General features: G+C 73.6%; 18 protein-coding genes. 11 read left to right on the top strand and 7 right to left on the bottom strand.

The genetic code is table 11. The features are described from left to right. Positions 1–85: 85 nt before the first annotated feature. From IE251_RS10985 to paaA, 5 genes are read right to left on the bottom strand one after another with little or no spacing between them, the layout of a single operon-like run. The gene (locus IE251_RS10985) at positions 86–1,150 is read right to left on the bottom strand and encodes a 2Fe-2S iron-sulfur cluster-binding protein (protein WP_189752716.1); all 1,065 of its coding nucleotides are present in this window, start codon (positions 1,148–1,150) and stop codon (positions 86–88) included. Further along, complete coding sequence (paaD, locus tag IE251_RS10980) at positions 1,150–1,737, bottom strand: 1,2-phenylacetyl-CoA epoxidase subunit PaaD (RefSeq protein WP_189752715.1); 588 nt, start codon at positions 1,735–1,737, stop codon at positions 1,150–1,152. Before paaD ends, IE251_RS10985 begins: the two co-directional genes overlap by 1 nt. Beyond that, positions 1,731–2,462 (bottom strand): 1,2-phenylacetyl-CoA epoxidase subunit PaaC, encoded by a 732-nt coding sequence (gene paaC / locus IE251_RS10975; protein WP_189752714.1) that lies wholly within the window; start codon positions 2,460–2,462, stop codon positions 1,731–1,733. Before paaC ends, paaD begins: the two co-directional genes overlap by 7 nt. Then, on the bottom strand, positions 2,459–2,746 hold the full coding sequence (paaB, locus tag IE251_RS10970) for a 1,2-phenylacetyl-CoA epoxidase subunit PaaB (RefSeq protein ID WP_014673816.1): 288 nt from the start codon (positions 2,744–2,746) through the stop codon (positions 2,459–2,461). The genes paaC and paaB overlap by 4 nt, the downstream gene beginning before the upstream one ends. Further along, entirely contained in the window at positions 2,743–3,759 is a 1,017-nt protein-coding gene (gene paaA / locus IE251_RS10965; protein WP_030780813.1) for a 1,2-phenylacetyl-CoA epoxidase subunit PaaA, read from the bottom strand. The genes paaB and paaA overlap by 4 nt, the downstream gene beginning before the upstream one ends. 581 nt (positions 3,760–4,340) lie before the next feature. On the opposite strand from paaA, the gene IE251_RS10960 reads away from it, so the two are divergent. Genes IE251_RS10960 through IE251_RS10950 form a run of 3 tightly spaced genes read left to right on the top strand, consistent with a single transcriptional unit; the run spans position 4,341 to position 7,176 of the window. After that, positions 4,341–5,219, top strand: a complete 879-nt coding sequence (locus IE251_RS10960) for a DUF5819 family protein (RefSeq protein ID WP_189752713.1) — start codon at positions 4,341–4,343, stop codon at positions 5,217–5,219. Further along, positions 5,216–6,427, top strand: a complete 1,212-nt coding sequence (locus IE251_RS10955; RefSeq protein WP_189752712.1) for an HTTM domain-containing protein — start codon at positions 5,216–5,218, stop codon at positions 6,425–6,427. Before IE251_RS10960 ends, IE251_RS10955 begins: the two co-directional genes overlap by 4 nt. After that, positions 6,424–7,176 (top strand): TrmH family RNA methyltransferase, encoded by a 753-nt coding sequence (locus IE251_RS10950; protein ID WP_189752711.1) that lies wholly within the window; start codon positions 6,424–6,426, stop codon positions 7,174–7,176. Before IE251_RS10955 ends, IE251_RS10950 begins: the two co-directional genes overlap by 4 nt. A gap of 7 nt (positions 7,177–7,183) precedes the next feature. Here IE251_RS10950 and paaN read toward each other — a convergent pair whose 3' ends face one another. After that, the gene (gene paaN / locus IE251_RS10945; RefSeq protein ID WP_189752710.1) at positions 7,184–8,878 is read right to left on the bottom strand and encodes a phenylacetic acid degradation protein PaaN; all 1,695 of its coding nucleotides are present in this window, start codon (positions 8,876–8,878) and stop codon (positions 7,184–7,186) included. Positions 8,879–9,027: 149 nt separating this feature from the next. Between paaN and IE251_RS10940 the strand changes: the two genes are divergently transcribed. Together IE251_RS10940 and IE251_RS10935 are read left to right on the top strand one after the other, a co-directional pair. Next, entirely contained in the window at positions 9,028–10,542 is a 1,515-nt protein-coding gene (locus IE251_RS10940; protein WP_189752709.1) for a 3-hydroxyacyl-CoA dehydrogenase, read from the top strand. After that, positions 10,539–11,126: a TetR/AcrR family transcriptional regulator gene (locus IE251_RS10935; RefSeq protein ID WP_189752708.1), complete on the top strand. Its 588-nt coding sequence runs from the start codon at positions 10,539–10,541 to the stop codon at positions 11,124–11,126. Before IE251_RS10940 ends, IE251_RS10935 begins: the two co-directional genes overlap by 4 nt. 2 nt (positions 11,127–11,128) lie before the next feature. Here IE251_RS10935 and IE251_RS10930 read toward each other — a convergent pair whose 3' ends face one another. Further along, complete coding sequence (locus tag IE251_RS10930) at positions 11,129–11,629, bottom strand: Lrp/AsnC family transcriptional regulator (protein ID WP_189752707.1); 501 nt, start codon at positions 11,627–11,629, stop codon at positions 11,129–11,131. 173 nt (positions 11,630–11,802) lie between these two features. Here IE251_RS10930 and pdhA point away from each other — a divergent pair, with 173 nt between their 5' ends. From pdhA to IE251_RS10900, 6 genes are all read left to right on the top strand, one after another. After that, a complete protein-coding gene (gene pdhA, locus IE251_RS10925; RefSeq protein WP_189752706.1) occupies positions 11,803–12,975 on the top strand; it encodes a pyruvate dehydrogenase (acetyl-transferring) E1 component subunit alpha in 1,173 nt (390 codons plus the stop codon). Further along, a complete protein-coding gene (locus IE251_RS10920; protein ID WP_189752705.1) occupies positions 12,972–13,976 on the top strand; it encodes an alpha-ketoacid dehydrogenase subunit beta in 1,005 nt (334 codons plus the stop codon). Before pdhA ends, IE251_RS10920 begins: the two co-directional genes overlap by 4 nt. Then, complete coding sequence (locus tag IE251_RS10915) at positions 13,976–15,373, top strand: dihydrolipoamide acetyltransferase family protein (protein ID WP_189752704.1); 1,398 nt, start codon at positions 13,976–13,978, stop codon at positions 15,371–15,373. Before IE251_RS10920 ends, IE251_RS10915 begins: the two co-directional genes overlap by 1 nt. 81 nt (positions 15,374–15,454) lie before the next feature. After that, complete coding sequence (locus IE251_RS10910) at positions 15,455–16,369, top strand: NTP transferase domain-containing protein (protein ID WP_189752703.1); 915 nt, start codon at positions 15,455–15,457, stop codon at positions 16,367–16,369. Continuing rightward, a complete protein-coding gene (locus tag IE251_RS10905) occupies positions 16,366–17,772 on the top strand; it encodes a molybdopterin molybdotransferase MoeA (RefSeq protein WP_189752702.1) in 1,407 nt (468 codons plus the stop codon). Before IE251_RS10910 ends, IE251_RS10905 begins: the two co-directional genes overlap by 4 nt. After that, positions 17,769–18,866 (top strand): potassium channel family protein, encoded by a 1,098-nt coding sequence (locus tag IE251_RS10900; protein ID WP_189752701.1) that lies wholly within the window; start codon positions 17,769–17,771, stop codon positions 18,864–18,866. The genes IE251_RS10905 and IE251_RS10900 overlap by 4 nt, the downstream gene beginning before the upstream one ends. Positions 18,867–18,889 lie beyond the last annotated feature (23 nt).

Genomic DNA, 18,889 nt, shown 5'->3' with positions numbered 1-18,889 from the left:
GGCGGAACGGGCGGTACGGCAGCAGGCGGGACGGCGGCCGCGAGAGCGGGGCAAGGGCGTCGCGCTCGCCGGTGGCTCCGGCGGGTCAGCGGTCGAAGTCCAGCTCCACCCTTTCCGTCAGCGGATGTGACTGGCAGGCCAGCACATATCCGGCCTCCGTCTCCTCCGTCTCCAGCGCGAAGTTGCGGTCCATGCGCACCTCGCCCGCGACCAGGAAGGCCCGGCATGTCCCGCAGACCCCGCCCTTGCAGGCGTAGGGCGCGTCGGGCCGGTTGCGCAGCACCGTCTCCAGCAGCGACTCGCCCTCCCGCACCGGCCAGGTGCCGCCGCGCCCGTCCAGCCGCGCGGTGACGGTGCTGTGCGTGGGAGCCGCCGCTGTCGCCGCGGGGGCCGAGCCCGCGTCCACGTGGAAGATCTCCTGGTGGATCCGGTCCCGTGCCACCCCCAGGTCGCGCAGGGCCCGCTCGGCGCCCTCCACCAGCCCGTACGGGCCGCACAGGAACCAGCCCGCCACCTCGGCCACCGGCACCAGCGCGGGCAGCAGCCCCGTGAGCCGTTCCCGGTCGAGCCGGCCCGAGGGCAGGCCCGCCTGCTGTTCCTCCCGGGAGAGCACGGTCACCAGCTGAAGCCGCTCGGGATAGCGGTCCTTCAGGTCGGCGACCTCCTCGAGGAACATCGTCGAGGCGGCCGTCCGGTCGCTGCGTATCAGACAGAACCGGGCCCGCGGTTCGCGGGCCAGCAGCGTGGCGACGATGGACAGCACCGGGGTGATGCCGCTGCCGCCGACCACCGCCGCGTACCACCCCGGAGCCGGTTCCAGCGTGAAGCGGCCCGCCGGGGTCATCACGTCCAGCTCGTCCCCGACGTTGATCTCCTTCAGCGCGTACGTGGAGAAGGCCCCTCCCTCCACCAGCCGCACCCCCACCCGCAGGGTGGCCGGCCCCTCGCCGGCCGGGCCGGGGGCGGGGGAGCAGATCGAGTAGGTGCGGCGGATCTCCGTGCCGTCCACCCGGCGGCGCAGCGTGAGGTGCTGGCCGGGCGCGTGCCGGTACTGTTCGCGCAGTTCCGGCGGGACGGAGAGGGTCAGGGCGACGGAGTCGTCCGTGAGCCGGTCGACCGCGGCCACCGGGAGCGGGTGGAAGCGCGCCATCACAACTCCTTGAAGTGGTCGAACGGTTCGCGGCAGCCCAGGCACCGGCGCAGCGCCTTGCACGCGGTCGAGGAGAACCGGCTCAGCAGCTCGGTGTCGGCCGAACCGCAGTGCGGGCAGCGGACCGGTTCGGTGCGGGGCTCCGGGTACGGGGCCGCGCTCGTGCCCGCGTCCGTGGCCGTGGTGGCGTTCGGGGCCGTGGGCCGTGTGCGGGTCGGGCCCAGGGGCAGCGGGACCGGGCCGGCGGCCCGCCGGGTCCGGGGCGGAGCGATGCCGAACTCGCGGAGTTTCTCGCGCCCTTCGGGAGTGATGTCGTCGGTCGACCAGGCGGGGCTGAGCACCGTGCGGACGGTGACCTCGCGCATGCCGTGGGCACGCAGCACCCGCTCTATGTCGACGCTCATCGCCTCGATGGCGGGGCAGCCGGTGTAGGTGGGGGTGAGATCGACCTCCACCGCGTCCGTGCCGTGGACGCGCACCGCGCGGAGCACGCCCAGCTCCCGCAGCGTGAGCACGGGCAACTCGGGGTCGGGAACCGTCCCGGCCAGCTCCAGCAGTTCCGCCTCCAGGGCGGTGCCGGTCACCATGTCGCCCCCGGGTGGCTGCGGTGCAGGTGCTGCATCTCGGCGAGCATCCGGCCGAACGGCTCGGTGTGCAGGCCCTGCCGGCCGGCCCCCGCCGACCAGGCACCGGTGCGCGGCCCCTCGGGGAGGGCGAGGGTGGCACGGGTCAGCACGTCGGTGACGGACTCCAGCCATCGCTCCTCCAGCCGCGCCCAGTCGGCGGCCAGGCCCTCCACCGGCTGGAACATCTCCCCGGTGTACCGCCACAGCGCGGCGCACGCCCGGGCCATCCGCTCATGGCTGGTCTCCGTGCCGTCGCCCAGCCGGAGCGTCCACTGCTCGGCGTGGTCACGGTGGTAGGCGACCTCCTTCACCGCCTTCGCGGCCAGTGGCGCGAACGGGCCGTCGCCCGCGGCCAGGTCGGCGTAGAGGAGGTGCTGGTACGTGGAGAAGTACAGCTGGCGGGCGATGGTGTGCGCGAAGTCGCCGTTCGGCTGCTCCACCAGCTGGAGGTTGCGAAAGGCCCGTTCCTCGCGCAGATAGGCCAGTTCGTCCTCGTCACCGGCCAGCGACAGCAGCACCCGGGCCTGACCGAGCAGATCCAGGGCGATGTTGGCGAGGGCGACCTCCTCCTCCAGGACGGGGGCGTGTCCTGCCCATTCCCCGAGGCGGTGGGAGAGCACCAGGGCGTCGTCGCCGAGGGCGAGCGCGGCGGTCACCGGGACGGTGGCGGGGCCGGTGGCGGTCACAGGTGCTTCACCCCTTCCGGGATCTCGTAGAAGGTCGGGTGCCGGTAGGGCTTGTCGGCGGCCGGCTCGAAGAAGGGGTCCTTCTCGTCCGGCGAGGAGGCGGTGATGGCGGCGGCCGGGACGACCCAGATGGAGACGCCCTCGCCGCGCCGGGTGTACAGATCGCGGGCGTTGCGCAGGGCGAGCTCGGCGTCGGGCGCGTGCAGGCTGCCGGCGTGGGTGTGGGACAGGCCGCGCCGGGAGCGGACGAAGACCTCCCACAGGGGCCAGTCGGTGGTGCTCATGCTCGCGTCGCTCCCGTCCCACCGGTGTCGCCGGTGTGCTTGGCCGCGTAGGCCGCGGCGGCTTCCCGTACCCACGCGCCCTCGTCATGGGCGCGCCTGCGCTGGGTGAGGCGCTGTTCGTTGCAGGGGCCGTTGCCCTTGAGGACCTCCCAGAACTCCGTCCAGTCGATCGGGCCGAAGTCGTAGTGCCCCCGCTCCTCGTTCCACCGCAGTTCCGGGTCGGGGAGGGTGAGGCCCAGGGACTCGGCCTGGGGGACGCAGATGTCCACGAAACGCTGGCGCAGCTCGTCGTTGGAATGGCGCTTGATCTTCCACTCCATCGACTGCGCGGAGTGCTGGGACTCGTCGTCGGGCGGGCCGAACATCATCAGCGACGGCCACCACCAGCGGTCCACCGCGTCCTGGGCCATGGCGTGCTGCTCCGGTGTGCCCTTGCTGAGGGCCAGCAGCAGTTCGTAGCCCTGGCGCTGGTGGAAGGACTCCTCCTTGCAGATCCGGACCATCGCGCGGGCGTACGGGCCGTACGAGCAGCGGCACAGAGGGACCTGGTTGGTGATCGCGGCGCCGTCCACCAGCCAGCCGATCGCTCCTACGTCGGCCCAGGTCAGGGTCGGGTAGTTGAAGATCGAGGAGTACTTCTGGCGGCCGGCGTGCAGTTTGTCCAGCAACTCGTCACGGCTGGTGCCGAGCGTCTCGGCCGCGCTGTACAGGTACAGACCGTGGCCGGCCTCGTCCTGGACCTTGGCCATCAGGATCGCCTTGCGGCGCAGGGAGGGCGCGCGGGTGATCCAGTTGGCCTCCGGCTGCATGCCGATGATCTCGGAGTGCGCGTGCTGGGCGATCTGCCGGACCAGGGTCGCGCGGTAGGCATCCGGCATCCAGTCGCGCGGTTCGATGCGCTCGTCGGCGGCCACAGCCGCGTCGAAGGCGCGCTGGTAGGCCGTCGTGTCGGCGGTGTCCGGCGCGCCGTCCGCTCCTGTACGGGCCGTGCGCTGCGCGGCTGCTGTGGCCATGCGGTCCCCCTGACCTCGGCTCTGCGGTGAACACTGTCCTTCCGGCCCGGCCCGACCGATCGTTCGGTCCGTGCGCAATCCATGGTGTGCCGGGCCGCCACGGGGTGTCAACCGCTGTGGAAAACTCCCGCGGCGACCTGTGGACAACGTGCGGGGAGGCGGGAGGCGGGCTGGTCCGGGAGGGGATGGGCGGGAGGAGGGAGAGGGCGTCGGGAGGGACTGGCGCGGGGCGCGACTCGGCGGGGGGACGGCGGGGCGAAGGCCGGGTGGGCAGGAGCGGTGACGGTGGCCGGGAGTACTCGGTCGCCGCCTCGGCCGTAGCGCCGGAGCCGTGACCGCCGCGTTCCCGCGTGGTGTTCCGTGGCGTGGGCCACGTCTCGGTTCGTACCCGGGGCTGCGCCCGGTGCCCCCGGCTGAGTACCGTTCCGTGCGGGCGCCGAGAGGTGGCGCTCGTGCGGCATGCGGCGCCTGTGACGAACCCGGCGCCGACGGCTGCCCCCGCCCGGCCGACGCCGGGCGGACGACACCGAGCGGAACGACCGGGCCGAACGAGAATGAGCCGAAACGGGGGACGGGACACAATGGACGCGTACGACGAGGACTCGCGGGAACCGCAGGCTCCCGACGGGCCGGCCGGGACGCGTCTCCCGGAACAGCCACCACACCCGGCCCCGCCACCGGCCGCCACGCCCGAGCCCCGTACCCCCGTGTCCTGGCCCGAGTCCCGCGCCGGTGTCACCGGTATTGATCCCCGTACCGCGGTCGCCGCGCCCGAGGCCGGGCCGGGTGCAGGGCAGAGCGCGCCCCGGCCCCGTACCGGCGTGGCCGCCCTCTCCCTCCCGTACCAGGTCGTCGCCGCGTTGGCGCTCGCAGTGATCGCCGTTGCCGCCTGTGTGCATCTGGTGATGGTGTTTCTCAGCCTCGCGCCCTCCAACACCGTGACGAAGCAGCACGGCAAGGCGATAGAGGAGTGGGTCTACCCCGAGTTCGAGCAGAACTGGAAGCTGTTCGCCCCGAACCCGCTCCAGCAGAACATCGCCGTACAGGTCCGCGCCGAGGTGCGGATGCGCGACGGGGGGCTGCTCACCACCGCGTGGACCGACCTGTCCGCCCAGGACGGCGCCGCCATCGACGGCAATCCGGCGCCGAGCCACACCCAGCAGAACGAGCTGCGCCGGGCCTGGGACTTCTTCGCCGCCACGCACGGCGCCGACAACCGCGCCGTCGGTATGCGCGGCGCGCTGTCCGAGCAGTACCTGCGCCGGATCGTGGTGATGCGCCTGTACCGGAGCGATCCGATGAGCCGGGAAGGCGTGATCCAGCGCGTGCAGGTCCGTTCCCGCACCACCAATGTGCAGCCGCCGCCCTGGAGCCGTGAACGCGTGCCCGACAAACCCGTCTACCGCCTGCTGCCCTGGTGGTCCGTGACGTCCGACGAGGCCGCGGGAGGCGTGCGGTGAACCGTCTCTCCCTGACGCTGTCGCGGGGTGTCGCCCAGGTCACCGGCGCGGCCCTCGGGCCGTACCAGAGCGCCGTCATCCGGATCGGGTTCGCCGGGACCTGGCTGCTGTTCCTGCTGCGCGAGTTCCCCCACCGCCAGGAGCTGTACGGTCCCTCCGGACCGTGGGGCTGGAACCTCGCCAAGCAGCTGACCGCCGACAACCACGCCTTCACGGCGCTGCTGTGGTCCGACGGGCGGCTCTGGTTCGAGATCTGCTACGCGCTGGCCGTCCTCGCTTCCGCGGCCCTGGTGCTCGGCTGGCGCACCCGGACCTCCTCCCTGCTGTTCATGGTGGGCGTGCTGTCGCTGCAGAACCGCAGCGTCTTCGTCGGCGACGGCGGCGACAACGTCCTGCATCTGATGTCGATCTACCTGGTGTTCACACGCTGCGGCCAGGTGTGGTCCCTCGACACCCGCCGCGCGGCACGCGCGGCGGCGGCACGCGCGCGTGGCGAGCGAGTGCCCGCCGACGTGGTGGGACCGGTGCTGTGGGCGGTGCTCGGCCTGGCGCTCGGCACGGCGACGCTGACCGGGCGGTTCGACAACGGCTGGCTGATCCCGGCGCTGCTGTGGACGGCCTGGGCGGGACTCGGCCTGTGGTGGGCCGTCGAGCGCCGGGCGGCCTTGAGGGAGCCCCGGATCCTGCTGGACGTCGTCGCCAACGTCCTGCACAACGGCGCCCTGGCCGTCATCATGGCCGAGGCCTGCCTGATCTACGCCACGGCCGGCTGGTACAAGGTCCAGGGCTCGCGCTGGCAGGACGGCACCGCCGTCTACTACCCGCTCCACCTGGACTACTTCTCGCCCTGGCCGGGGCTCGCGGACCTGATGTCCTCCAGCGGCACGATCATGATGATCGCGGCCTACGGAACGGTCATGGTGCAGGTCGCCTTCCCGTTCACCCTGTTCAACCGGCGGGTCAAGAACGTCCTGCTGGTGGTGATGATGGCCGAGCACGCGGTGATCGCGGTCGTCCTCGGCCTGCCGTTCTTCTCGCTGGCGATGATCGCCGCCGACGCGGTGTTCCTGCCGACGTCCTTCCTGCGCCGGCTCGGCGACCTGGCGGCACGCGCGCGGGGGCGGCTCGCCCGGGGTGCCGGCCACCAGGTACCGGCACCGCGCCCCACGGAGGAGAGCCAGGCCGACCACGTAGGGTTCACCGCATGACCGACCCGCTGAGCCGCTGGCGCGCGCACGCTCAGGGCGCCGTCCTGCTCGACGGTTTCCACGCCCTGAAGCACGCGCTGCGCTTCGGCGCCGAGGTGCCGGTCGCGGTCACCACCGACCGGCGGGCCGCGCTCGCCCTCGCCGAGGAACTGGCCGGGGACGTCCGCGACACCCTGGACGCCCTGCTGACGGAGGTGTCCGGGGCGGAGTACGCCGCCCTCGTCCCGCGCCCGCACCCGACCGGTGTGGCCGCCCTGGCCGTACGGCCGTCCCGCGCGGCGAATCTGCGCGCGCTCGCCCGTACGCCCCGCACCGCCCCCGTCGTGGTCCTGGACAACCCGCGCAACCTGGGCAACGCGGGCGCCGTGATCCGGCTCGCCGCCGGATTCGGGGCGACCGGGGTGGTCACCACGGGCACGCTCGACCCCTGGCACCCCACCGTGGTGCGCGGCGGCGCGGGTCTGCACTTCGCGACCGCCGTCGAGCGGCTGGACGTCGACGACCTGCCCGCCGGGCCGCTGTTCGCGCTCGACCCGGAGGGCGAGGACATCCGGGCCACCCGGCTGCCGGACGACGCCGTTCTGGCCTTCGGCTCGGAGCGCACCGGCCTGTCGGCTCCGCTGCGCGCCCGCGCCGACCACCTGCTGCGGCTGCCGATGCGCCCCCAGGTCTCCAGCTACAACCTCGCCACCAGCGTGGCGATGACGCTGTACCACTGGAGCGCGACCGGGGGCGCGCCACCGGCTTAGGCCGGGCTCAGGCCTCCCGCCGCACCTCCACCATCCGGAAGCGACTGGCCACGAAGGCGCTGTCGGTCAGGGCCGCGTTGGCCGCCGGGTTGCCGCCGGAGCCGTGGAAGTCGGAGAAGGCGGCCGTCTGGTTCACGTAGACCCCGCCGGTCAGGTTCAGGGAGAGCTGGGCCGCCTCCTCCAGGCAGACCTCCTCGACGGCCTGCTCGGTCGCGGCGTCCGTGGTGTACGCGCCGACCGTCATCGCGCCCTTCTCCCTGACGGTGCGGCGCAGCAGCTCCACGGCGTCGGCCGCCGAGTCGACGGCGACCACGAAGGAGACCGGGCCGAAGCACTCGCTCATGTACGCGGCCTCGTCGTCCGGCTTGGCGCCGTCCAGCTTGACGATGACGGGGGTGCGGACCACCGCGTCCGGGAACTCCGGGTTGGTGACCTCGCGGGAGGCGAGCGCGACCTCGCCGAGACCGGCCGCGGCCTCCAGGCGGGCCTTGACGTCCGGGTTGACGATCGCGCCCAGCAGCGCGTTCGCGCGGGCGTCGTCGCCGAGCAGGCCGTCGACCGCGCGCGCGAGGTCGGCGGTGACCTCGTCGAAGGACTTGTGCCCCTGGTCGGTGGCGATGCCGTCGCGGGGGATGAGCAGGTTCTGCGGGGTGGTGCACATCTGGCCGCTGTACAGGGACAGCGAGAACGCCAGGTTGGACAGCATGCCCTGGTAGTCGTCCGTGGAGTGCACGATCACCGTGTTGACGCCGGCCTTCTCCGTGTAGACCTGCGCCTGGTGGGCGTTGGTCTCCAGCCAGTCGCCGAACGCCGTGGACCCCGTGTAGTCGATGATCCTGATTTCGGGGCGCAGCGCGAGGGTCTTGGCGATGCCCTCGCCGGGACGCTCGGCGGCCAGGGCGACCAGGTTCGGGTCGAAGCCCGCCTCGGCGAGTACGTCCCGGGCGATCCGGACGGTCAGCGCGAGCGGCAGCACCGCGCGCGGGTGCGGCTTGACCAGGACCGCGTTGCCGGTGGCCAGGGAGGCGAACAGGCCGGGGAAGCCGTTCCAGGTCGGGAAGGTGTTGCAGCCGATGACCAGGCCGATGCCGCGCGGGACCGCGGTGAACCGCTTGGTGAGGACCAGCGGGTCGCGCTTGCCCTGCGGCTTGGTCCACTCCGCCTGCTCCGGGGTGCGGACCTGCTCCGCGTACGCGTATGCCACCGCCTCCAGGCCGCGGTCCTGGGCGTGCGGGCCGCCCGCCTGGAAGGCCATCATGAACGCCTGGCCGGAGGTGTGCATGACCGCGTGCGCGAACTGGTGCGTGCGGTCGCTGATCCGCTTCAGGATCTCCAGGCAGACCACGGCCCGCAGCTCGGGGCCCGCGTCCCGCCAGGCGCGCTGCCCGGCCCGCATCGCGGGCAGCAGCACGTCGATGTCCGGATGCGGGTAGCTCACGCCCAGCTCGATGCCGTACGGGGAGACCTCACCGCCCACCCAGTCGTCGACGCCCGGCTGGTCGGCGAGGTCGAGGCGGTTGCCCAGCAGGGCGTCGAAGGCGGCCTTGCCCGCCGCCGCGTCCAGGCTGCCGTTCTCGCCGTACGCCTTCGGGTGCTCGGGGTGCGGGGACCAGTACGCGCGTGTGCGGATCGCTTCCAGCGCCTGGTCGAGCGTGGGCCGGTGCTTCCGGAGCAGCTCGTGGGCGGTCGGTTCGGCGGCCATGCGGGACCAACTCCTCGTCTGGAGAGCCTCTTCGTCGAGTCCGTGACCTGGGCAGGGGCTGCCCGTCAGAGCTAGAGTAACCGAACGATCGGTCGGGACAAGGGGGTCCGCCGCATCTGTGGAAAACGTCGTGCGGGAGGATCGCGCACATGACAGCACTCGACCTCAGCAGCCCCGTGGCCGTCGTCGGCACCGGCACCATGGGCCAGGGCATCGCCCAGGTCGCGCTGGTCGCCGGCCATCCCGTGCGGCTCTACGACGCCGTACCCGGGCGGGCGCGGGACGCGACGGAAGCGATCGGCGCCCGGCTCGACCGGCTCGTGGAGAAGGGCCGGCTCCCCGCCGGCGACCGGGACGCGGCCCGCGCCCGCCTCACGCCCGCGGACGGCCTCGCGGAGCTGGCCGACTGCGCCCTGGTGGTGGAGGCCGTCCTGGAACGGCTGGACGTCAAGCAGCGGCTCTTCGGCGAGCTGGAGGAGATCGTCGCCGAGGATTGCCTGCTGGCCACCAACACCTCATCGCTGTCGGTGACGGCCATCGGCGGTGCCCTGCGCCACCCGGGCCGCTTCGTCGGCCTGCACTTCTTCAACCCGGCGCCGCTGCTGCCGCTGGTGGAGGTGGTCTCCGGGTTCGCCACCGACGTCACGTCGGCCACGCGCGCGTACGAGACCGCCCGCGCCTGGGGCAAGACGCCGGTGGCCTGCGCCGACACCCCCGGTTTCATCGTCAACCGCATCGCCCGGCCCTTCTACGCCGAGGCGTTCGCCGTCTACGAGGCCCAGGCCGCCGACCCCGCGACCATCGACGCGGTCCTGCGCGAGTCGGGCGGTTTCAGGATGGGTGCCTTCGAACTGACCGACCTGATCGGCCAGGACGTCAACGAGTCCGTCACCCACTCGGTGTGGCAGTCCTTCTTCCAGGACGTGCGCTTCACTCCTTCCCTGGCCCAGCGCCGGCTGGTGGAGTCCGGCCGGCTCGGCCGCAAGAGCGGGCGCGGCTGGTACGACTACGCCGAGGGCGCCGAGCGGCCCGAGCCGCACACCGCCGACAAGGAGCGGCCGCCCGCCCACGTCGTCGCCGAGGGCGGCCTGGGTCCGGCGGCCGAGCTGCTCACGCTGATCCGCGAGGCGGGCATCGAGGTCCGCGAGGAGGACGAGAACCAGGGCACCCGTCTGGTGCTGCCCGGCGGCGGCGACCTGGTCCTGGCCGACGGCCAGACCTCCGCCGAGTTCGGGGACGTCGTCTACTTCGACCTCGCCCTGGACTACCGCACGGCCACCCGCATCGCCCTGTCCGCCTCCCAGGACACCTCGCCGCGGACCCTCGCCGAGGCCACCGGGCTCTTCCAGGCGCTCGGCAAGGACGTCAGCGTCATCGGCGACGTCCCCGGCATGATCGTCGCGCGCACCGTCGCCCGGATCATCGACCTCGCCCATGACGCCGTCGCCAAGGGCGTGGCCACCGAGGAGGACATCGACACCGCGATGCGCCTGGGCGTCAACTACCCGCTCGGGCCCTTCGAGTGGGGCCGCAGGCTCGGCCGCGACTTCGCCTTCGACATCCTGGACGAGATGCACGAGCGCGACCCTTCCGGACGCTACGCGCCCTCCCTCGCGCTCTACCGTCACGCCTATGCCAACGACCGGCGGGAGAGCACCTCATGACCACGGCCAGACGCGACACCTACACCCCCGAGACGCTGCTCTCCGTCGCCGTGCGGGTCTTCAACGAGCGCGGTTACGACGGCACCTCCATGGAGCACCTGTCCAAGGCGGCCGGCATCTCCAAGTCGTCGATCTACCACCACGTCAGCGGCAAGGAGGAGCTGCTGCGCCGAGCCGTCAGCCGCGCCCTGGACGGCCTGTTCGCCATCCTGGACGAGGAGCACGCGCGCGTGGGGCGCGCCGCCGACCGGCTGGAGCACGTCGTGCGCCGCATGGTCGAGGTGCTCACCGCCGAACTGCCCTACGTGACGCTGCTGCTGCGCGTGCGCGGCAACACCGAGACCGAGCGGTGGGCGCTGGAGCGGCGCCGCGACTTCGACCACCGGGTGGCCGAGCTGATGAAGGCGGCGGCGGCCGACGGGGACATACGCGGCGACGTGGAGGTGCGGCTGGCCACCCGGCTGGTCTTCGGAATGATCAACTCCATCGTGGAGTGGTACCGGCCGGAGGCGCGCGGCGCGACCGGCCCGGAGATGGCCGACGCCGTCGTCCGGCTGGTCTTCTCGGGGCTGCGCCGGGGCTGACCTCAGCCGTCCGGCTCCAGGTCCTCCTCCTCGAACACCAGCAGCGTGCGGGTGCTGAGCACCTCGGGGATCGCCTGGAGCCGTGTCAGCACCAGCTCGCGCAGCGCCCGGTTGTCGGGCGTGTGCACCAGCAGCAGCACGTCGAAGTCGCCGCCCACCAGGGCGATGTGGGAGGCGCCGGGCAGCTGCCGGAGCTGCTCGCGGACCGTGCGCCAGCTGTTCTGGACGATTTTCAATGTGATGTACGCGGACGTGCTGTGGCCTGCCCGTTCGTGATCCACGCGGGCGCTGAAACCCCGGATCACCCCGTCCTCGACGAGCCGGTTGATCCGCGCGTAGGCGTTGGCGCGCGAGACGTGGACGCGCTCGGCGACGGACCGTATCGAGGCCCGGCCGTCCCCCTGGAGGATCCTCAGGATGTCCTGGTCGATGGCGTCCAGCGGGCGCGGGGGCGGCAGCGCGCCACCGCCCTGCGGTCCGTAGGCCATTTGTTCAGGCGCCATGTTCCCCCGCTTCCTCGCCGTGGACGTCCTGCGTTCATTCCAGGCTGTGGAGAACCGTTTGTCCACAGCCCCGGGCTGCCTGTAGCCAAAATGCGCCGTCAACCGAACAATCGGTAGGTGAGACGGGTCACAGCCGCCCCGTCTCCTAGCCGCTCCCACGAGGAGGTGCCGTCATGACGGTTCTGGAGCAGCGGGGCGCGTACCGGCCCTCGCCGCCGCCCGCCTGGCAGCCCCGTACGGACCCCGCGCCGCTGCTGCCCGACGCCGAGCCCTACCGCGTCCTCGGCACCGAGTCGGCCGCCAAGACCGACCCCGGCCTGCTGCTGAGGCTCTACGCCCAGCTGGTGCGCGGGCGCCGCTACAACGCGCAGGCCACCGCGCTGACCAAGCAGGGCCGGCTCGCCGTCTACCCGTCCAGCACCGGCCAGGAGGCCTGCCAGATCGGCGCCGCCCTGGCCCTCGAGGAACGCGACTGGCTCTTCCCCAGCTACCGCGACACGCTCGCCGTCGTCGCCCGGGGCGTGGACCCGGCCCAGGCGCTCACCCTGCTGCGCGGCGACTGGCACAACGGCTACGACCCCTACGCCCACCGGGTGGCTCCCCTCAGCACCCCGCTGGCCACCCAGTTGCCGCACGCCGTCGGCCTCGCCCACGCCGCCCGCCTCAAGGGCGACGACGTGGTGGCGCTGGCCATGGTCGGCGACGGCGGCACCAGCGAGGGCGACTTCCACGAGGCCCTGAACTTCGCCGCCGTATGGCAGGCCCCGGTCGTCTTCCTGGTCCAGAACAACGGCTTCGCCATCTCCGTCCCGCTCGCCAAGCAGACCGCCGCGCCCTCCCTGGCCCACAAGGCCGTCGGGTACGGCATGCCGGGCCGGCTGGTCGACGGCAACGATGCCGCCGCCGTGCACGAAGTCCTCGCCGAGGCCGTACGGCACGCGCGCGCGGGCGGCGGCCCGACCCTGGTGGAAGCGGTGACGTACCGCCTGGACGCCCACACCAACGCCGACGACGCCACCCGCTACCGGCAGGACGCCGAGGTCGCGGCCTGGCGCGCGCACGACCCGGTCGAGCTGCTGGAACGCGAACTGACCGCACGCGGGCTGCTGGACGAGGCCGGTATCGAGGCCGCCCGGCAGGACGCCGAGACCATGGCCGCCTCCTTGCGCGAACACATGAACCGGGATCCCGAACTCGACCCCATGGACCTCTTCGACCACGTCTACGCCGACACGACCGCCCAGCTGCGCGAACAGCGGGCCCTGTTGCGGGCCGAGCTGGAAGCCGAGCGGGAGCAGTCCGGCGCCGGCGAGGAGCCCGGCGCGCGGGAAGGCGGCGCCCGATGACCACCGTCGCCGTCAAGCCCGCCACCCTGGCCCAGGCGCTCACGCGCGCGATGCGCGACGCCATGGCCGCCGATCCCACCGTGCACGTCCTGGGCGAGGACGTCGGCACCCTCGGCGGGGTCTTCCGCGTCACCGACGGGCTCGCCAAGGAGTTCGGCGAGGACCGCTGTACCGACACCCCGCTCGCCGAGGCCGGCATCCTGGGCACCGCCGTCGGCATGGCGATGTACGGGCTGCGCCCGGTCGTGGAGATGCAGTTCGACGCCTTCGCCTACCCGGCGTTCGAGCAACTGGTCAGCCATGTCGCCCGGATGCGCAACCGCACGCGCGGCCGGATGCCCCTGCCGATCACCGTCCGCGTCCCCTACGGCGGCGGCATCGGCGGAGTCGAGCACCACAGCGACTCGTCCGAGGCCTACTACATGGCCACCCCGGGCCTGCACGTCGTCACCCCGGCCACCGTCGCCGACGCCTACGGACTGCTGCGCCAGGCCATCGCCTCCGACGACCCGGTGGTCTTCCTCGAACCCAAGCGGCTGTACTGGTCGAAGGACACCTGGGACCCCGAGCGGCCCACGGACGTGGCCCCCATCGGGCGCGCGGTGGTGCGCCGCCCCGGCAGCAGCGCCACACTGATCACCTACGGCCCCTCCGTGCCGGTCTGCCTGGAGGCCGCCGAGGCCGCCCGGGCCGAGGGCTGGGACCTGGAGGTGATCGACCTGCGCTCCCTGGTGCCCTTCGACGACGAGACGGTCTGCGCGGCCGTCCGGCGCACCGGCCGCGCGGTCGTCGTCCACGAGTCCACCGGGTTCGGCGGCCCGGGCGGCGAGATCGCGGCCCGGATCACCGAGCGCTGCTTCCACCACCTGGAGGCGCCGGTGCTGCGCGTGGCCGGTTTCGACATCCCCTACCCGCCGCCCATGCTGGAGCGGCACCACCTGCCCGGCGTCGACCGCATCCTGGACGCCGTGGCCCGGCTGCAGTGGGAGGCCGAGGGCTGATGGCTCAGGTGCTGGAGTTCAAGCTGCCCGACCTCGGCGAAGGACTCACCGAGGCGGAGATCGTCCGCTGGCTGGTCCAGGTCGGCGACGTGGTCGCCGTCGATCAGCCGGTGGTCGAGGTGGAGACGGCCAAGGCGATGGTCGAGGTGCCCTGCCCCTACGGCGGCGTGGTCACCGCCCGCTTCGGCGAGGAGGGCGCCGAACTTCCCGTCGGCGCCCCGCTCCTGACGGTCGCCGTCGGCGAACCGGAGGACGGCACGGAGGGCTCGGGCAACGTCCTGGTGGGCTACGGCACCCAGGCACCGGCGGCCCGCCGGCGCCGGGTCCGGGCGGGCACGGCCGCCGCCGACGGACAGGCCCGGCGGCCGGGCACCGCCGATGCCGCCCCGCACGCGCGCGTGGCCGCGCCGACGCCGACGGCCGCCCCCGCACCCACGCCGCATCCGGCGGCCGGCCCCGCGCCCGCAGGGGGGCTGGTTCCCGTGATCTCCCCGCTCGTGCGCAAGCTCGCCCGGGACAACGACGTCGACCTCAGGCGGCTGACCGGCTCCGGCCCGGACGGCCTCATCCTGCGCGCGGACGTCGAGAACGCCCTGCGCACCCGGACCGCGCCCGCGGACACGGCCGCCGACCAGGCCGTACCGACTCCCGCCGGTACGGCCGGCGAGCAAGCCGGAGCGGCCGCCGCGACGGCGCCCCGCGCCGAGGGCGGGGCGCGGATCCCGCTCAAGGGCGTCCGCGGTGCCGTCGCCGACAAGCTCTCCCGCAGCCGCCGGGAAATCCCGGACGCGACCTGCTGGGTCGACGCCGACGCGACCGAACTCATGCGCGCCCGGGCCGCCATGAACGCCACCCCCGGGCCGAAGATCTCCCTCCTCGCGCTGCTCGCCCGGATCTGCACCGCCGCGCTGGCCCGGTTCCCCGAGCTGAACTCCACCGTCGACACCGAGGCCCGCGAGATCGTCCGGCTCGACCGCGTCCACCTCGGGTTCGCCGCCCAGACCGACCGCGGGCTGGTCGTGCCGGTCGTCCGGGACGCCCACACGCGCGACGCCGAGTCCCTGACCGCCGAGTTCGCCCGGCTCACCGAGGCCGCCCGCACCGGGACACTGACCCCCGGTGAACTCACCGGCGGCACCTTCACGCTGAACAACTACGGGGTCTTCGGCGTCGACGGCTCCACCCCGATCGTCAACCACCCCGAGGCGGCCATGCTCGGCGTCGGCCGCATCGTGCCCAAGCCGTGGGTGCACGAGGGGGAGCTGGCCGTCCGGCACGTCGTGCAGCTCTCGCTCACCTTCGACCACCGGGTGTGCGACGGCGGCACGGCGGGCGGCTTCCTGCGCTACGTGGCGGACTGCGTGGAACAGCCGGCGGTGCTGCTGCGCACCCTGTAGAAGGACCCACCTTGTAGAAGGGTGCGCATCCCTGGCCCACACCCGGTCCGGAAGCAGGCCCCGACGGGACATACTCGTGGGGTGACCGACGCCGCACCCGCCGCCCCCGGGACACCCGCCCCGTACGACGCCGTCGTACTGGCCGGCGGTGCCGCCCGGCGGCTCGGCGGGGCCGACAAACCCGGCCTCCGGGTCGGCGGCCGGGCGCTGCTGGACCGGGTGCTCGCGGCCTGCGCGGACGCCCGGACCACCGTCGTCGTGGCCGCGCCCCGGCCCACCGCCCGCCCGGTGCGCTGGACCCGCGAGGACCCGCCCGGCGGCGGGCCGCTCGCCGCGCTGGCGGCCGGACTGCGGCTCACCACCGCCGGGCACACCGTCGTCCTCTCCGCCGACCTGCCCTTCCTCCGGTCCGGTACGCTCCGCCGGCTCCTGACCGCCCTCCGGGACACCGGCGCCGACGGCGCGCTGCTCACCGACGCGGGCGGCCGCGACCAGCCGCTCGTGGCCGCCTACCGCACCGCCGCCCTGCGCCGCGAGCTGGCCGCCCTCGCCGCCGCCCACGGCGCCCTCTCCGGGCTCCCCCTGCGCCGGCTGACCGGAACCCTCCGCCTCACCCGTGTCCCGGACCCGCTCGCGTCGTTCGACTGCGACACCTGGGACGACATCGCCGACGCCAGGGCACGCATCAGGGAGCATGAGCACGTGTTGGATGAATGGATCTCCGCAGTCAAGGACGAGTTGGGCATCGACCTGGACGTCGACACCGGCGTCCTGCTCGACCTTGCCCGTGACGCCGCCCACGGCGTGGCCCGCCCCGCCGCCCCGCTGACCACCTTCCTCGTCGGCTACGCGGCGGCCCGGGGCGCGGGCGGCCCCGAGGCCGTCGCCGAGGCCGCCCGCAAGGCCGCCGCGCTGGCCCTGCGCTGGGAAGAGGAGAGCGACGCGGCCGGGAAGAGCGCGAACGGCGGGGGCCCGAGCGCCCCGGACGCCGGATGACCGCCCCCGGCACCCCGGCCGGGGCACCCGCCGCCGACACCGACGACCTCGACGTCGAGGAGGCCCTGGCGCTGGTGCGGGAACCCCACCGCGAGCCCCAGGACGACGGCGCCGCCGGCTCGTCCGGCGGTCCGGCCGCAGGGCAGCCCGCCGAGCGCCACACGGCCACCCCCTGGCCCCACGCCCGCGAGATCGCCGCCCGCGCCGCCCGGGCCGCGCGCGCCCACGGCCGGCAGGGTACGGCGGACAGCCCCGCCGGGGACCGGCGCGCGCCCGTCTCCGTGCCCCTCGGCGACGCCCTCGGACTGGTGCTGGCCGCCCCCCTGGACGCGCTCACCGACCTGCCCTCCTTCGACACCTCCGCGATGGACGGCTGGGCGGTCGCCGGGCCCGGGCCCTGGCAGGTACGGGAGGAAGGGGTGCTCGCCGGGTACGCCCAGCCCGAGCCGCTCACCGACGGCGTGGCGGTCCGCATCGCCACCGGCGCCCGCGTTCCCGCCGACACCACCGCCGTCCTGCGCACCGAGCACGGCCGGACCGATGCCCAGGGCCGGCTGCACCCCACCCGCGAGATGTTCCACGGCCAGGACATCCGGCCCCGGGGCCAGGAGTGCCGCACCGGCGACCAGTTGCTGCCCGTCGGCACCCTCGTCACCCCCGCCGTCCTCGGCCTCGCCGCGGCGGCCGGCTACGACACGGTCACCGTCGTTCCCCGCCCCCGTGCCGAAGTCCTGGTCCTGGGCGACGAGTTGCTGACCGAGGGCCTGCCGCACGACGGTCTGATCAGGGACGCTCTCGGGCCCATGCTGCCGCCCTGGCTGCGCGCGCTCGGCGCCGACGTCGTGGCCGTGCGCCGGATCGGCGACGACGCCCGGGCGCTGCGCAAGGCGGTCACCGCCTCCCGGGCCGACCTCGTCATCACCACGGGCGGTACCGCCGCCGGACCCGTCGACCACGTCCACCCGGTCCTGGAACGCGTCGGCGCCGAACTCCTCGTGGACGGCGTCAAGGTGCGGCCGGGCCACCCCATGCTGCTGGCCCGCACCAAGGAGCACCAGCACCTCGTCGGCCTGCCCGGCAACCCCCTCGCGGCCGTCTCCGGCCTGCTCACGCTCGCCGAACCGCTGCTGCGGACCCTCGCCGCCCGTCCCGCCCCCGAGCCTTACACCCTGCCCCTGAAGGAGGCGGTGCAGGGGCACCCGTACGACACCCGGCTCATCCCCGTGGTGCTGCGCGGGGACCACGCCGTGCCGCTGCGCTACAACGGTCCGGCGATGCTGCGCGGCATCGCCGCCGCCGACGCGCTGGCCGTCGTGCCGCCGGGCGGGGCCCGGCAGGGCGAGGAGGCGGAGCTGCTGGACCTGCCATGGGCGACCGCCGGAATCGGGGTGTGTTTCACGTGAAACTTCCGGGCCATGACGCCATCGCCCGCCAAGCGGACGAGCATCTGGTGACCCATCGGGTGAAACTCCCGAGAAAAGTGGTGGAGCGCCCGATCCGCCAGGTCGTCAAGCGGCTGGTCATGGCCCTGGCGGTGCTGGTGGCCACCGCGTTCATCGTCTATGCCGACCACGAGGGCTACCACGACAACGCCGACGGCTCCGTGAGCCTGCTCGACGCGTTCTACTACGCGACCGTGACCCTCTCCACCACGGGATACGGCGACATCACCCCGGTCAGCGACGGGGCCCGGCTCACCAACATCTTCCTCATCACGCCGCTGCGCGTGCTGTTCCTGATCATCCTGGTCGGCACCACGCTGGAAGTCCTCACCGAGCGCACCCGTGAGGAATGGCGCCTGAACCGCTGGAGGTCCGTCTTGCGCGATCACACCGTTGTCGTCGGCTTCGGCACGAAGGGGCGGTCGGCCATCCAGACCGTCTGCGCGACCGGGCTGAAGAAGGAGCAGGTCGTCGTGGTCGACCCCAGCTCCAAGGCGATCGACGCGGCGACCGCCGAGGGGTACGCCGGGGTGATGGGCGACGCCACCCGCAGTGAGGTGCTCAAGCGGGCCGAGGTGCACAAGGCGCGGCAGATCATCATCGCCCCGCAGCGCGACGACACCGCGGTCCTCGTCACCCTGACCGCCCGCCAGCTCAACCGCGGCGCCAAGATCGTGGCCGCCGTCCGCGAGGAGGAGAACGCCCCGCTGCTGCGGCAGTCCGGCGCCGACGCCGTCATCACCAGCTCCGGCGCGGCCGGCCGGCTGCTCGGCCTGTCCGTGCTGAGCCCGGCCGCCGGCATGGTGATGGAGGACCTCATCCAGCAGGGCAGCGGCCTCGACCTCGTCGAACGGCCGGTGGTGCGCGGCGAGGTGGGCAAGACGCCGCGCGAGACGGACGACCTGGTGGTGAGCGTCGTACGCGGGCACCGGGTGCTGGGGTACGACGACCCGTCCGTCGGCACCCTCCAGCTGACCGACCGGCTCATCACCATCGTCCGGGCCACTCCGGGCAACCAGGTCACTCCGGACACCCGCCCCCTGCCACACGGCTGACCGGGCCGGTGGGGAGTAGCGTC

The sequence above is a fragment of the Streptomyces eurythermus genome, assembly GCF_014649115.1.
GTDB lineage: Bacteria > Actinomycetota > Actinomycetes > Streptomycetales > Streptomycetaceae > Streptomyces > Streptomyces eurythermus.
This window is presented reverse-complemented; position numbering and strand designations above follow the sequence as displayed.

Bases quoted from the DNA above. Each gene is read 5' to 3' on its own strand.
- IE251_RS10930 (WP_189752707.1), bottom strand. From the start codon at position 11,629: ATGGCGCCTGAACAAATGGCCTACGGACCGCAGGGCGGTGGCGCGCTG.
- IE251_RS10940 (WP_189752709.1), top strand. From the start codon at position 9,028: ATGACAGCACTCGACCTCAGCAGCCCCGTGGCCGTCGTCGGCACCGGC.
- IE251_RS10905 (WP_189752702.1), top strand. From the start codon at position 16,366: ATGACCGCCCCCGGCACCCCGGCCGGGGCACCCGCCGCCGACACCGAC.
- paaB (WP_014673816.1), bottom strand. From the start codon at position 2,746: ATGAGCACCACCGACTGGCCCCTGTGGGAGGTCTTCGTCCGCTCCCGG.
- IE251_RS10920 (WP_189752705.1), top strand. From the start codon at position 12,972: ATGACCACCGTCGCCGTCAAGCCCGCCACCCTGGCCCAGGCGCTCACG.
- IE251_RS10950 (WP_189752711.1), top strand. From the start codon at position 6,424: ATGACCGACCCGCTGAGCCGCTGGCGCGCGCACGCTCAGGGCGCCGTC.
- pdhA (WP_189752706.1), top strand. From the start codon at position 11,803: ATGACGGTTCTGGAGCAGCGGGGCGCGTACCGGCCCTCGCCGCCGCCC.
- paaA (WP_030780813.1), bottom strand. From the start codon at position 3,759: ATGGCCACAGCAGCCGCGCAGCGCACGGCCCGTACAGGAGCGGACGGC.
- paaN (WP_189752710.1), bottom strand. From the start codon at position 8,878: ATGGCCGCCGAACCGACCGCCCACGAGCTGCTCCGGAAGCACCGGCCC.
- IE251_RS10935 (WP_189752708.1), top strand. From the start codon at position 10,539: ATGACCACGGCCAGACGCGACACCTACACCCCCGAGACGCTGCTCTCC.
- paaD (WP_189752715.1), bottom strand. From the start codon at position 1,737: ATGGTGACCGGCACCGCCCTGGAGGCGGAACTGCTGGAGCTGGCCGGG.
- IE251_RS10985 (WP_189752716.1), bottom strand. From the start codon at position 1,150: ATGGCGCGCTTCCACCCGCTCCCGGTGGCCGCGGTCGACCGGCTCACG.
- IE251_RS10960 (WP_189752713.1), top strand. From the start codon at position 4,341: ATGGACGCGTACGACGAGGACTCGCGGGAACCGCAGGCTCCCGACGGG.
- IE251_RS10915 (WP_189752704.1), top strand. From the start codon at position 13,976: ATGGCTCAGGTGCTGGAGTTCAAGCTGCCCGACCTCGGCGAAGGACTC.